Origin of the sequence: Streptomyces sp. NPDC015130, from assembly GCF_043080005.1 — a bacterium.
GTDB lineage: Bacteria > Actinomycetota > Actinomycetes > Streptomycetales > Streptomycetaceae > Streptomyces.
Genome location: NZ_JBIBVC010000001.1, coordinates 1 through 13,043 on the forward strand (window position 1 = coordinate 1; position 13,043 = coordinate 13,043).

At 75.1% G+C, this 13,043-nt stretch carries 7 protein-coding genes; 2 read left to right on the forward strand and 5 right to left on the reverse strand.

What is annotated here, in order from left to right; genetic code table 11:
* Positions 1 to 105: 105 nt before the first annotated feature.
* Together ACF08F_RS00005 and ACF08F_RS00010 are read right to left on the reverse strand one after the other, a co-directional pair.
* Positions 106 to 1,746 (reverse strand): SpoIIE family protein phosphatase, encoded by a 1,641-nt coding sequence (locus tag ACF08F_RS00005; protein ID WP_392296231.1) that lies wholly within the window; start codon positions 1,744 to 1,746, stop codon positions 106 to 108.
* Positions 1,747 to 1,852: 106 nt separating this feature from the next.
* On the reverse strand, positions 1,853 to 3,217 hold the full coding sequence (locus ACF08F_RS00010) for an NAD(P)/FAD-dependent oxidoreductase (protein WP_392296232.1): 1,365 nt from the start codon (positions 3,215 to 3,217) through the stop codon (positions 1,853 to 1,855).
* A 353-nt stretch (positions 3,218 to 3,570) separates the two neighbouring features.
* On the opposite strand from ACF08F_RS00010, the gene ACF08F_RS00015 reads away from it, so the two are divergent.
* Together ACF08F_RS00015 and ACF08F_RS00020 are read left to right on the forward strand one after the other, a co-directional pair.
* Positions 3,571 to 4,338 carry a TetR/AcrR family transcriptional regulator gene (locus ACF08F_RS00015; RefSeq protein WP_392296233.1) on the forward strand — a complete coding sequence of 256 codons (768 nt, stop codon included), beginning with the start codon at positions 3,571 to 3,573 and terminating at the stop codon, positions 4,336 to 4,338.
* Between the two features lie 235 nt (positions 4,339 to 4,573).
* A complete protein-coding gene (locus ACF08F_RS00020; protein WP_392296234.1) occupies positions 4,574 to 6,628 on the forward strand; it encodes a sigma-70 family RNA polymerase sigma factor in 2,055 nt (684 codons plus the stop codon).
* On the opposite strand, the gene ACF08F_RS00025 is transcribed toward ACF08F_RS00020, so the two are convergent.
* The 3 genes from ACF08F_RS00025 to ACF08F_RS00035 all read right to left on the reverse strand — a co-directional run bounded on the left by ACF08F_RS00025 (position 6,615) and on the right by ACF08F_RS00035 (position 12,938).
* Positions 6,615 to 9,908 carry an ATP-binding protein gene (locus ACF08F_RS00025; protein ID WP_392296235.1) on the reverse strand — a complete coding sequence of 1,098 codons (3,294 nt, stop codon included), beginning with the start codon at positions 9,906 to 9,908 and terminating at the stop codon, positions 6,615 to 6,617. The two genes, ACF08F_RS00020 and ACF08F_RS00025, sit on opposite strands and share 14 nt — an antisense overlap.
* 72 nt (positions 9,909 to 9,980) lie before the next feature.
* Complete coding sequence (locus ACF08F_RS00030; protein WP_392296785.1) at positions 9,981 to 10,571, reverse strand: Uma2 family endonuclease; 591 nt, start codon at positions 10,569 to 10,571, stop codon at positions 9,981 to 9,983.
* Positions 10,572 to 10,697: 126 nt separating this feature from the next.
* Positions 10,698 to 12,938, reverse strand: coding sequence for an asparagine synthase-related protein (locus ACF08F_RS00035; protein WP_392296786.1), 2,241 nt, complete (start codon positions 12,936 to 12,938; stop codon positions 10,698 to 10,700).
* Positions 12,939 to 13,043: the final 105 nt, after the last annotated feature.

The window sequence follows — 13,043 nt, forward strand, 5'->3', positions numbered from 1 at the left end:
GCCGCCGGCATCTGGCACAACTGGACCACCGGCGCCGCAGTCAAACGCTCACTGATCGCCTATGACCACTGAAGACATCGGACTCATTCATCTAGACCGACACGGTCAGGGCTTGTCCGGCAGGGCGAACTCGCACCAGACCGCTTTTCCGCCGCCCGGTGTGCGGCGGCTTCCCCAGGACGAGGCGATCGTCGCGATGATGGAGATACCGCGACCCGCCTCGTCCTCCGTTTCCGCCCTTCGGCGGCGCGGGAGGTGGTCGTCCCCGTCCGTGACCTCGATGATCAGCCGGCGGTCGGTGCGCCGCAGGCGCAGGCGCATGGGCGGGGTGCCGTGCTGGAGGGAGTTCGCCACGAGCTCGCTGGTGGCGAGGACGCCCAGGTCCCGCAGCTCGACCGGGAAGCGCCAGCTCGACAGGACGCCGGAGGCGAAGGCACGCGCGCGGGGCGCCGCCTCCACCCCGCCGAGGAGCTCCAGGGCCGCGTTGTGGAAGAGCTCGGCGTCCGAGCCCTGGCGGGAGGGGTGCTGGACGACGAGGACGGCCACGTCGTCGTCGTGCTCGGCGGTGACCCCCAGGGCGCGGAGCAGCCGGTCGCAGACGACCTGCGGGGTGCCGCTCGCGCCGGCGAGGGCGCGGGCCAGGGCCTCGACGCCCTCGTCGATGTCCTCGCGGCGGCGCTCGACCAGGCCGTCGGTGTAGAGGACGGCGGTGGAGCCGGGGGGCAGGGCGATGGAGCCCGAGGCGTGCAGCCAGCCGCCGGTGCCGAGGGGCGGGCCGGTGGGGTCCTCGGCGCGGCGCACGGTGCCGTCCTCGTCCCGGACGAGGATCGGGAGGTGGCCGGCCGAGGCGTAGACCAGCTTTCCCTCGCTGGGGTCGTGGATCGCGTACACGCAGGTGGCGATCTGGCTGGCGTCGATCTCGGCGGCGAGGCCGTCGAGGAGCTGGAGCACCTCGTGCGGGGGCAGGTCCAGGCGGGCGTAGGCCCGGACGGCGGTGCGGAGCTGGCCCATGACGGCGGCGGCGCGCACGCCCCGGCCCATCACGTCGCCGATGACGAGTGCGGTGCGGCCCGCTCCGAGGGTGATCACGTCGTACCAGTCGCCGCCGACGGCCGCGTCGGCGACGCCGGGCTGGTAGGTGGCGGCGATGCGCAGGTCGTCGGGCTGCTCCAGCTCCTGCGGGAGCAGGGAGCGCTGGAGGGTGACGGCGGTCTCGCGGTGGCGGCGCTCGCTGGCGCGGAGGCGCTCGGCGGCCTCGGCGTGGTCGGTGACGTCGGCGGCGTGGACGAGGACGCCGTCCTCGATGTGGGGGCTGTCGACGGGCAGGCACGTGACCGTGTACGAGCCGCCGTCGTGGGTGCGGCGGGACTTGACCGTCCGGGGCTTGCCGCTGCGCAGGACCTGGTCCATGAGGGGCAGCAGGCCGAGCTCCTCGGCCTCCGGGCAGGTGTCGGCGACGGTGGCGCCCGCGGGGCGGGGGCCGAACGCGGCGGCGTAGGCGTCGTTGACGTACGCGATGCGGTGCTCCGGGCCGTACACGAGGGCGACCAGGCCGGGGAGGCGGCCGAGGAGCTCCCGTACGGAGAAGTCCTCCAGGGCGGGGACCTCGGTGGTGGTGGCGCCTTCGGCGAGCTGCTCCAGCTGCTGCCCGTACTCACCGCGGGCTGCGGGCACGGAGCCTTCGGTCCCCCGCGCCGCGCGGCGCTGCGTGCCGGGGAGCCGGGCGCTCCAACGGGTGAAGTTCACGGATCTGTATGCCTCGTGGTGTCGGTGCCGTGCAGAGTCACGCTGTGCAGGTGTGAGCCCACCTATGGTCACACGTCCAGTGTGGACGAGTGCACTGACAGTGATGTCAGGACGACGGCTTGTCGCCGTCCCCCGGTGGCGGTGCGGCGGCGAGTTCGAATTCGGCGCGCGGATGTTCCAGTGAGCCGAGGGAGACGATTTCCCGCTTGAACAGGCCGGAAAGGGTCCATTCGGCGAGGACGCGGGCCTTGCGGTTGAAGGTGGGGACCCGGCTGAGGTGGTAGGCGCGGTGCATGAACCAGGCCGGATAGCCCTTGAGTTTACGTCCGTAGACGTGGGCCACTCCCTTGTGGAGGCCGAGAGAGGCGACGGACCCCGCGTACGCGTGCGCGTACTCCGTGAGCGGGCGGCCGCTCAGGGAGGCGGCGACGTTCTCGGCGAGGACCTTGGCCTGGCGGACGGCGTGCTGGGCGTTGGGGGCGCATTCCTTGCCGGGTTCCTCGGAGGTGACGTCGGGGACTGCCGCCGCGTCGCCCGCCGCCCAGGCGTGCTCGACGCCTTCGACGGCGAGGTGGGCGGTGCAGCGGAGGCGGCCGCGTTCGTTCAGGGGCAGGTCGGTGGCGGCGAGGACGGGGGCGGGTCTGACGCCGGCGGTCCAGACGACGGTGCGGGTGGGGAGGCGGGTGCCGTCGCTGAGGACGGCGATCCTGTCCTCGCAGGTTTCGAGGCGGGTCTCCAGGCGGACGTCGATGTTGCGGCCGCGGAGCTCGCGGACGGCGTACCGGCCCATGTCCTCGCCCACCTCGGGGAGGATCCGGTCCGAGGCCTCGACGAGGACCCAGCGCAGGTCCTCGGGCTTGACGTTGTGGTAGTACCGCGCGGTGTACCGGGCCATGTCCTCCAGCTCGGCGAGGGCCTCCACGCCCGCGTAGCCGCCGCCGACGAAGACGAAGGTGAGGGCGGCGTCGCGGAGCGCGGGATCGCGGGTGGAGGAGGCGATGTCCATCTGCTCGATGACGTGGTTGCGCAGGCCGATGGCCTCCTCGACGGTCTTGAAGCCGATGGCGTGGTCGGCGAGGCCGGGGATCGGGAGGGTGCGCGAGACGGAGCCGGGGGCGAGGACCAGCTCGTCGTAGGTGAGCTCCAGGCCGCCGGTGCCCTCCTCCGCGGTGGCGAGGGTGGAGAGGGCCGCGGTCCGTTTGGCGTGGTCGACGGAGCGGACCTCGCCGATGAGGATCCGGCAGCGGTCGAGGACCCGGCGGAGGGGGACGACGACATGGCGCGGGGAGATGGAGCCGGCCGCGGCCTCGGGCAGGAACGGCTGGTACGTCATGTACGGCTCGGGGGTGACCACCACGATCTCGACGGTGCCGGCTCTGAGCTCGGCCCTGAGCTGCCGCTGGAGGCGCAGCGCGGTGTACATGCCGACGTAGCCACCGCCGACCACGAGAATGCGCGCAGGTTCGGTCACTGTCCCATGACGCACCCCCGTCCGTTGTTTGTCCACAGGCTCGACAAATTGTGTGACCGGCGGGGTACGGAGGCGCGGGGTGGCGCGCGAGCGGGGGACGGGGGAAACGGTGCAGGTCACGGCGGGCGTGACGGGTGGGTCGCGGGGTCGGAATCGGGAGTCTTCCGGGCCTTGCTCCGATCGGGGGGCGCACCGTACGGAACTGCCCCTTCTGAATTGACCCGGACTCAACTATGTTCGTACTTCATCGGGGTGTGGGACGGGAGCGCGTGGACCGATGCGCTCGCGGGCCGGAAGCCCCGTGTCAGGGCGGGGAGTCTCCGGGGGGAGACATCATGAGCGGGGGAACGCTTATGCAGATTCAGGATTCACGGTGGCAGTCGGGCGTCGGTACGGCGACCGCTGACGACAGCCAGGGCGCCGGGGCGGTGTCCCTGTCGGCGGGCGGCAGGTCCGCGCCGCTGCGGGTGGACGCCCAGCGCAATCTGGAGCATGTGCTGCGCGCCGCGCGCGAGGTCTTCGGCGAGCTCGGTTACGGGGCTCCCATGGAGGACGTGGCGCGCCGCGCCCGTGTCGGTGTCGGCACGGTCTACCGACGCTTCCCCAGCAAGGACGTGCTGGTGCGGCGGATAGCCGAGGAGGAGACCTCCCGGCTGACCGAGCAGGCGCGGGCCGCGCTGGGCCAGGAGGAGGAGCCGTGGTCGGCGCTCTCCCGGTTCCTGCGGACCTCGGTGGCCTCGGGTGCGGGTCGCCTGCTGCCTCCGCAGGTGCTGCGGGTGGGCGTGGACGAGCCTGCGGCGCCGGTCGGCGCGGACGTCTCGGAGGACGCGGCCCGGGTCCCGTCCCAGCGGGGTGTCGCCGATCCCGACGCCCGTGTGGTCGCGCCGCGTGCCGTGCCGGCCGCCGAGCGGGAGGACGCGGGGGCGGCGGAGCTGCTCGACGTCGTCGGCCGGCTCGTCGACCGGGCGCGTGAGGCGGGCGAGCTGCGGGCCGATGTGACCGTGGCCGACGTGCTGCTCGTCATCGCCACCGCTGCCCCGGCCCTGCCGGACGCGGCGCAGCAGGCGGCCGCGTCGGCGCGTCTCCTCGACATCCTTCTGGAGGGTCTGCGCTCCCGGTAGGGAGGTCGCGGGGCGTCCCCGGAGTCTTCGAGGTCCCGGGACATTCACGTCGGGTGCGGTGATTCCGTGCTCCGGGCGGACCAACGAGCATCGCACGAACGTGTGAGCGGTTACGCCCGGATACAGGAAGTCGCCCCGGACGAGTGGTAAGTGGACGCGGCGCTTCGGCGTGCTCGCGCTCTGTGGCAGTCTTGGCCGGTGTTCGGGTCTGGGCGTGCGTACGGGGGCTTCCGCGATGAGCGGTGACGGTCGGGACGATCCGCTGGGCGGCGGCACGGAGACCGGGGGGCTGCCGCCCCGTCAGGTGCCGAGCCAGGGTGGTCCGGGCAGTCTCTCGGTCGAGGCGAGCGTTCCGCAGCAGCGTTTGGGCAAGGGCGGCGCGGGCGTGGGGGTAGGGACAGCGGCCGGGACCGGGGCCGCGAGCGGGGGATTCTCGGCGGACGACTCGGCCGACGAAACCGGTGGCGTCCTTCCGCCTCCCGTCGAACTGCCTCCCTCCGACGCCGCACTCGTCCAGCTCATGCGGGACGGCGACGACTCCGCGTACGAGGAGCTGTTCCGCCGCCACTCCGAGGCCGTCCGGCGGTACGCGCGCACCTGCTGCCGGGACGCGCACACCGCCGACGACCTCACCGCCGAGGTCTTCGCCCGCACCCTCCAGGCGGTGCGCGGCGGGGCAGGTCCCGAACAGGCCGTACGCGCCTACCTGATGACCACCGTCCGGCGGGCCGCGGCGAACTGGGCCAGGACGCAGAAGCGCGAGCACCTCGTCGAGGACTTCGCCGTCTTCGCGGCGGAGGCCTCCCGCTCCTCCGAGGTCTCCGACCAGGACACCGTGGACCTCGGCGCCGACGTGCGGGCCATGCACGAGGCCGAGCAGTCCCTCGCCATGCAGGCCTTCCGCTCGCTGCCCGAGCGCTGGCAGGCCGTGCTGTGGCACACGACCGTCGAGGAGGAGTCCCCGAGCGACGTCGCGCCGCTCTTCGGGCTCACCGCCAACGCCACGGCCGTGCTCGCCAGCCGGGCCCGTGAGGGCCTCAAGCAGGCCTACCTCCAGGCCCATGTCAGCCAGTCCCTCACCGCGGGCGGCGACTGCGCCCGGTACGCGGACCGGCTCGGCGCCTACGCGCGCGGCGGACTGCGGATGCGGGCCGAGCGCGGGCTGCGCAAGCACCTGGAGGAGTGCGCCAAGTGCCGGCTCGCCGCCGGTGAACTGGCCCATGTCAACGCCGGGATCCCCGCGCTGCTGCCCATCGCCGTCATCGGCTGGTTCGCCGCCGGGTACTCCGTCAAGGCCGCCGGTGTCGTCGCGGGCGGTGCCGTCGGTGCCGCCGGCGCGGGCGCGGCGGCCGCGGCCTCCGGCGCGTCCGGCGGGGCCTCCGGGGGCGCGAGCTCGGGCGGGGCCGCCGCCGAAGGGCTCGGCATGCCCGCGAAGGCCGGCATCGCGGCCGGGCTCGCCGTCGCCGCGGCCGCCGGGCTCGTCTGGGCGATGGCCGGTGACCCGCAGCCCGTCGCCGCGCCCAGGCCCACGCAGCCGGTCGTCACCCCCGTCGTACCGCCGGAGCCCGCTCCCCCGGCGAAGCCGACGCCGACTCCGGAACCGCCGGCCCCGCCCGTACCGTCCGCTCCGCCGAAGGCCACGCCGAAACCCACGCCCACGCCGACGCCCGTTCCGGAGAAGGAGAAGCCGTCTCCGGCGCCGACTCCGACACCTGCTCCCACGCCGAAGCCCACCACGGCCGGTCCCGAGCCGACGCCGACCCCGACTCCTCCTCGTACGCCGGCTCCGACTCCGACGCCGACTCCCAGCGCCGAGAAGACCACGCCGAAGCCGCCGCCGCCCGCACCGACCACCGTCTACCCGGTCGACGAGCTGGAGTACGGCATCTTCGGCGACGGCACCAAGCCCGAGGTGTCCCTCTCCGACAGCAGCTGGATGTGGCCGCGGAAGGGCCTCTCGATCAGCGGCACCTCGTACGCGTACGGGGTGAGCGTGCACGCACCGTCCTCGCTGCTCGTCCACCTCAACCGGCAGTGCACGAGTTACGACGCGGTCGTCGGCGTCGACGACATGAGCGCCCTCGTCGGCCAGGGCGGCGTCCGCTTCTCGGTCTACGGGGACGGCGAGCGGCTCTGGCGCTCCGACGTGGTCCGGGCGGGCGACCCACCGCTCCCGGTGCACGTCGACATCACCGGTCGCTCCACGCTCCGGCTCGTGGTGGAGGAGCACACGCCCTTCGGCCGGGCCGCGGTCGCCGACTGGGCGCAGTCCCGGATCAGCTGCTCCTGACCGTTCCTCCCGGCTCCGTCGCCGTGCGGGCGGCCGCGAGCGCCAGGATCTCGTCCGGGCCGAGGCCCGTGCCGGCCTCGCGGGCGGCGGCGAGGCCCGGGGCGCCGAGCACGGCGAGCGCCCGCGCCGTCACCTTCTCGGCCTCCCGCAGCTCCGGGACCGAACGGGGCAGCTCGTGGCGCCAGCCGTCGACGGCGGCCAGGACCGTCACCGCGAGGGCCGGTTCGTCCGCCTCGGCCAGGGTGACCGCGAGGCCCTCGCCGAGCGCCGCCACGATGAGGTCCGCACACTGGGCCTCCCGCGCGACGCGCAGCGCGTCGGCCGCGGCGGCCACGGCCGCGACGCCCCCGCCCTCGTACGCCGCGACGCGGGCACCGAGTCCGGTGACCGCGGCCTGGAAGTGCGGCGGCGGAGGGCCGACCCCGACCAGCCGGCCGGCCGCGTCCAGCCGGGCGCGGGCCGCCTCGACGTCGCCGAGGTGACAGGCGATGGCCGCGCCCAGGAAGCACACGAACATGTCCGTGTCCCGCACGTGGTAGCGCTCCGCCTCCCGCGTCGCCTCCTCCAGCCCCTTCGTCGCGGTCTCCATGTCACCGGCGCGGTAGGCCAGTTCGGCGAGCCTGGCGAGGAGGAACGGGGTCTCCGCGTGGGCACCGACCTCGCGGGCCAGGCCGAGGGCCTCCTCGTACGCCTCCCCCGCCTCCTCGTGGCGGCCGCGCATCATGTTGGCCTCGGCCGCGGCGCTCGCGATCTGGGCGCCCATCCAGCGGTCGCCGACCCTGCGGGAGAGGACCCGGAGCTCGGCCAGGTCCGCGTCGATCCCGGAGACGCCGCCCGCCAGACCGCCGGGCATGTCGACGACCAGGTGCGTACGGAACATGAGCGTGACGCCGACCTCCCAGTCCCCGCCGTGGCGGCGGCAGTTGGCGACGGAGGCGTCCAGCAGCTCCCGGATCCGCGACGGCTCCTCGCTGAGGTACGCGGTGAACGGCCAGAGCAGCCCCGGGAAACGGGCCGCCTCGGGGCCCGGCTCGGCGCCGAACGCGGCGCGCACCCGGGCGACCAGGGCGACGGCCTCCCGGTCGTCGCGGTAGTGGGCGGCCGTATGGCTCTCGACGGCGAGGAAGAAGTGCAGCATGCGCAGGTGCATGCGCGGCCAGTACCGGGGGTCGGCCGGGTCGTCGGGGTCCTCGCCCAGGGCGATCGCGCGGTCGACCCAGGCCAGGCCCTCGGGCCGGTAGTTGCGCAGCCACCAGAACCAGCCCATGGCGAAGACCAGCCGGTGGGCCGCGGCCTCGTCGGGGCCGGTGAGGAGGACGCGGTGGAGCGCGGCGCGGATGTTGTCGAGGTCCCGCTCGATCCGGTCGATCCAGGGAAGCTGCTCCCCTGACCTCAGCTTCGGCTCGGCCTCCTCCGCGAGGGTCGTGAAGTGGGCGGTGTGGGCGGCCCCGGTGGCGGCCAGCAGCTCGGGGGTCTCGGCGGCGCGCTCGGCGGCGTACTCGTGGATGGTCTCCAGGAGGCGGTAGCGCATCTCGCCCTCGTCGGTGGGCGTGGCCACGACCAGCGACTTGTCGACGAGCGCGCCGAGGGTGTCGGCCGCCCCGGGCGCCAGGGCCTCGGCGGCGGCGAGGTCCCAGCCGCCGGCGAAGACGGAGACCTGGCGGAGCAGGGTGCGCTCGGCGGGTTCGAGCAGGTCCCACGACCAGTCGACGACCGCGCGGAGGGTCTGCTGGCGGGGCAGGACCGTGCGGGAGCCGGAGGTGAGGAGCCGGAAGCGGTCGTCGAGGCGGTCGGCGATCTGGCGCGGGGTGAGCAGGCGGAGGCGGGCGGCGGCCAGTTCGATGGCGAGCGGCAGGCCGTCGAGGCGCCGGCAGATCTCGTCGACGGTGCCGGCGTCGGCGTCGGCTGCCGGGTCGAAGGAGGGGCGTACGGCGCGGGCGCGCTCGGCGAAGAGGCGGTGGGCAGGGTCGGGCGGGAGCGGCTCGACGGGACGGACCGATTCGCCGGGGACGCCGAGGGGTTCGCGGCTGGTGGCGAGGATGCGGAGCTGCGGGCAGCGGGTGAGGAGGGTCTCGGCGAGGGCGGCCGCCGCGCCGATCACGTGCTCGCAGTTGTCGAGGACGAGGAGGAGGGGGCGGCGGGCCAGGTGCTCGACGAGGTGCGCGGTCGGGTCGTCCTGGAGGGGTACGCCGTCGCGGCTGATCAGGTTGATCTCGCGGAGGCGGAGCGCGGAGAGCACGGCGCCGGGGAGCGCCTCGGGGTCGTCGAGAGGGGCGAGCTCGGCGATCCAGGCGGCGGGGCCGGCGGCGCGCACCGCGGCCACCTCGGCGAGCCGGGTCTTGCCGGAGCCGCCGGGCCCGGTGAGCGTCACGAGGCGCGCGCGGGTCAGGTCCTCCTGGAGCGCGGCGATCTCGGGCTCGCGGCCGACGAAGGAGGTGAGGCGGGGGCGGATGTTGCCGGGGGTGGGGGTGGGGTCTGCGGGCTCTGCGTGCTCTGCGGGTGTGGGGGCCTCTGCGGGGGTGGTGGGGGGTTGGTGCGTACGGGGCTCGGGGCCGGGCCTCGGGGTGGCCGCGAGGAGTTCGTGGTGGAGCGCGGCGAGTTCGGGGCCCGGGTCGGTGCCGAGTCCGTCCGCGAGGGTGCGGCGGGCCGACTCGAACGCGGCGAGCGCGTCGGCGTGGCGGCCCTCGGCCCGCAGCGCGCGGATGAGGTGGGCGTGGAAGGCCTCGTCGTACGGGTACGTGGTGGTGAGCTCGGTCAGCTCCGGTACGAGTCCGTCGGTGGCGCCCCGACGCAGGTCGGCCTCGACGCGGCGGCGCAGGGCCGCGAGCCGCTGGGCCTCGGGCCGGACGCCCGCCGGGGCGGCGAGGTCGGCGAGGGCGGGGCCCCGGAAGAGGGCCAGGGCCTCCCGGAGGAGGGTGGCGGCGGTGTCGGGGTCGCCGGCGTCGAGGCGGGTGCCCGCTTCCCTGGCCAGGCGCTCGAAGACGTACAGGTCGATGTCGTCGGGACCGACGGCGAGCCGGTAGCCGGGGCCGGGGGTCGAGGCGACGGCCTGGGCACCGAGGACCCGGCGGAGCCGGCCGACGAGGGCCTGGAGGGCGGCGGGCGCGTCCTGCGGCGGGTCGTCCCCGTACACGTCGTCGGCGAGCTCGGTGGTGGAGGCGGGCCGCCCGCCGCGCAGCGCGAGCGCGGCGAGGAGCGCGCGCAGCCGGGCGCCGCCGAGAGGGAGGGGGTTGCCGCGGGGGTCGAGGGCCTCGGTGGTGCCGAGGATGAGATACCGCACCGGGTCATTGTGTCCGCTGCCCTCGGGGTGCGCCTCGGGGTTTACCCGGGTGGGGCTCTGAGAGCTCGGCGGTCAGAACTGCGAGGTGTCCACGGCGAAGCCGAGCGGGTAGGGGAGCGGGACGACTGTCCCCAGCTTGTGGATGGACTTGTGACCGAAGTCGTCCCCTGAGGGCTCGGAGCACACGACAGCCTCGTCCGCCTCGCGGTCGATCATGAGGTAGACGGGGATTCCGGCCCGGGCGTAGGCCCGGATCTTCTGGACGCGGTCGCGGCTCGCCGTGGAGAAGGAGGTCACCTCGGCGACGAGGAGGACGGCGTCGGGGCCGTGCCATTCCTGCTGGTCGTCGAAGCTGCCCTTGGGAGCGATGACGAGATCCGGGATGACACGCACCGTGTCGGCGGCTCCGGGCAGGCTGAGGCCGATGCCCGTGTATCGACCGACGCCCTTGTCGTGGTCCCGGACCTGACCGCTCAGCTCCGAGACGATCTCCTCGTGCTCGCCGTTGGCCGGAGGCACCACGCAGATCTCCCCTTCGATCAGCTCCACGCGCCAGCCCTTGGGGGCCAGCGCACTGAACAGCTCGAAGGTCTCCTGGACACTCGCACCCTCACGTTCGGGCATGCCCTCGGAGAGCGCGTCTTCCGGAACCGGCAGCGGCATCGCCATGCTGGACCTCCTTCGCTCGGTGCGACGCTCTCAGCTTAGGGCGGGATGGCGGCGGGGTCCGGAACGCTTTCACTCGAACGAGCGTGCTGTGACGTTTCATCCGAACGCCGCCGTCCGGCGTCACGCCGGCAGCGACCTCGACGCCGGGATCAGGGGGCCCTGGACCGCTCGGTGTGCGCGGGGCTGGGCCGTGTTCGTCCAGCAGGAGCCGCGGCGGGCGAGGAGGCGGCGGAGCCAGAGTTCGGTGGAGACCAGGTCGGCCAGGCCGTCCAGCGGGACGGGCGCGCCGTCGGCCGCCGCGGTCAGGGCCTCGCGGACGACGCGGGCCTCGATCAGGCCCGCGTCAGCGAGGAGCGGGGCGTCGAAGAGGGCCAGGAGGTGGGGGAGCGCGGTGCGCAGGCCGGCGCGGGCGGCGGCGGCCGGGACCGCCGGGTGCGGGGCGCCCCAGCCCGGGGGGAGGTCGTGGACGCCGGCGCCGGAGAGGACCGTGCGCAGGACGCCGGCCCGGGCGTCCGGCTGGACGCGGAGCGACTCCGGGAGCGCGCGGCAGGCCCGTACCACCTGGTTGTCGAGGAACGGGGCGTGCAGCCGCTGGCCGCGGATCTCCGCCGCCTGCTCCAGGACCCGGTGGTCGGCCGCCGCCCGGGCGAGGGCGGCACGCGCGCGTGCCTCGCCCGGCCGCTGGACGGAGGTCGGCAGCGTCGCCGCCCGGTTCAGGCGAACCGATACTTCAGCCAGCGCCTCCCCCGTCATCCAGCGCGCCGCGGGCCCCGGCCGCGACCAGGTCAGCGCCGAGAGCGAGGCCTCCAGGGGGCCGAAGCCGTCCGGGGCCGCCCGGTTCGCCTCCTGGACCCGCCGCGCCGCCGCCTCCAGACCTGTCCGGTACGGGGTACGGGCCAGCTTCCGCGCCGCCCTGTACACGGTCAGCGGCACCAGGAGCGCGCCCGCCGACGCGCCCGAGGCCTTGGCGAGCGCCGCGACCGGGCGCACCAGCGAGCGGCGCCTGCGGTCCATGAGGAGGTCCGCGAGGCGCGCCGGGTGCGCGTCCAGGACCTGCTTGGCCCCGATGCCGGTGAAGTGGTCGGCGCTACCGCCCGCGAGCCGCCGCCGGTGCCGTTCCGCCGTGACGAGCGAGGGACCCGGCTCGTCGGTGAGCGGACCGTCCAGCGCCGCGTACGGGAGCGCCTCCTCGCCCGCCGCGACGACCACGTGGTGCAGGCGCGGGTCCGCCGCGATCTCCCCGGCCCGTTTGAGTTCGTCCTCGCGCTCCGAACCCGCGCGGGTCACCAGGTCGTTGAAGGTGACCGCGAGCAGCCGCTCCCCCGCGCCCGCGCCGTGGCCGAGGATCGTGCCCGGCACCCCCGGCAGCCCCGCCGCGAGGAGCGCGAGCGTGCCGGACGCGCTGCCGCCGGAAAGGTCCGCGCCGATGCCGGGCGCCGGGCCGCCGCCGCGGGCCGCCCGCCGGTCGGCGGGCCCCATCCCGGGGACCGGGCCCGGGTCGGGCAGCGGGGCCTCGGGCGCGTGCCGGGGTGCGGTGAGCCGGGCCCTGACGGCCTCGACCAGCGCGTCCCGTACCCCTTCGACGGCCTGCCGGGCGTCGGACTCGGGCGCCGCGACGGCGAGCGAGGCCACCGTCTCGTACCCGGCGATCTCCCGCGAACCCTCCCGCAGGATCAGCGCGTGGCCCGGCGGCACCCGCCGCACGCCCTCGTACGGGGTCGAGTCGCGCAGCGCCTCCGGGGTCTCGGGGCAGGCGAGCAGCGCGCCCAGGTGCCCGATGTCGAGCTGGGCCTCGACGAGGTCGGCGAGCGGCAGGGCGGCGGTCGCGTAGGCGGTGCCGCCGGCCCACGGGGTGTGGAACACCGGCCGGGCCCCCGCGAGATCACCGGTGACGGTGACACGGCGGCCCGCCTTGACGACGGCGGTGTAGCTCCCCGGCCATGCCGTCAGATGCCGCAGTGCGCCCCCGCGCGCGGTGAGCAGGCCGAGCCTCAGCTCCTCGTCGGTGGCGGCGCAACAGCCGAGCACGGCGAGGCGGGTGTGGTCGTCGACGGCCACCACACGCACCTCGTCGGGGCGCCAGTCGCCGACCGCCCACAAGGGATCGGGGCCGCCCCAGAGGGGCTGTGCGCCCACCGGTTGCACCGTGCGGGGGTCGGCCGCGGCCGTGGAGCCGTAGCCCGTCGCCGTGGAGCCGTACGCCGCGGCGGAGGAGGCGTGGCCCGGCGCCGTCGAGCCGTACCCGGGACTCGTGGAGCCGTAGCCCGGCGTCGTGGAGCCGTACCCGGGACTCGTGGCGCCCTGCCCCGCGGTCGTGGCGACGCTCGCGGCGACACTGCTCCAGCCCACCAGCCATCGCATCGGCGCCTCCACGTTCGTTTCGGTGGAGGACATGCTGCCACGACAACGGCGCACGGGGCGGAGTCCGGGTGCACGCGTGTGAAAGGCGAATGCGCCCCTGGCATG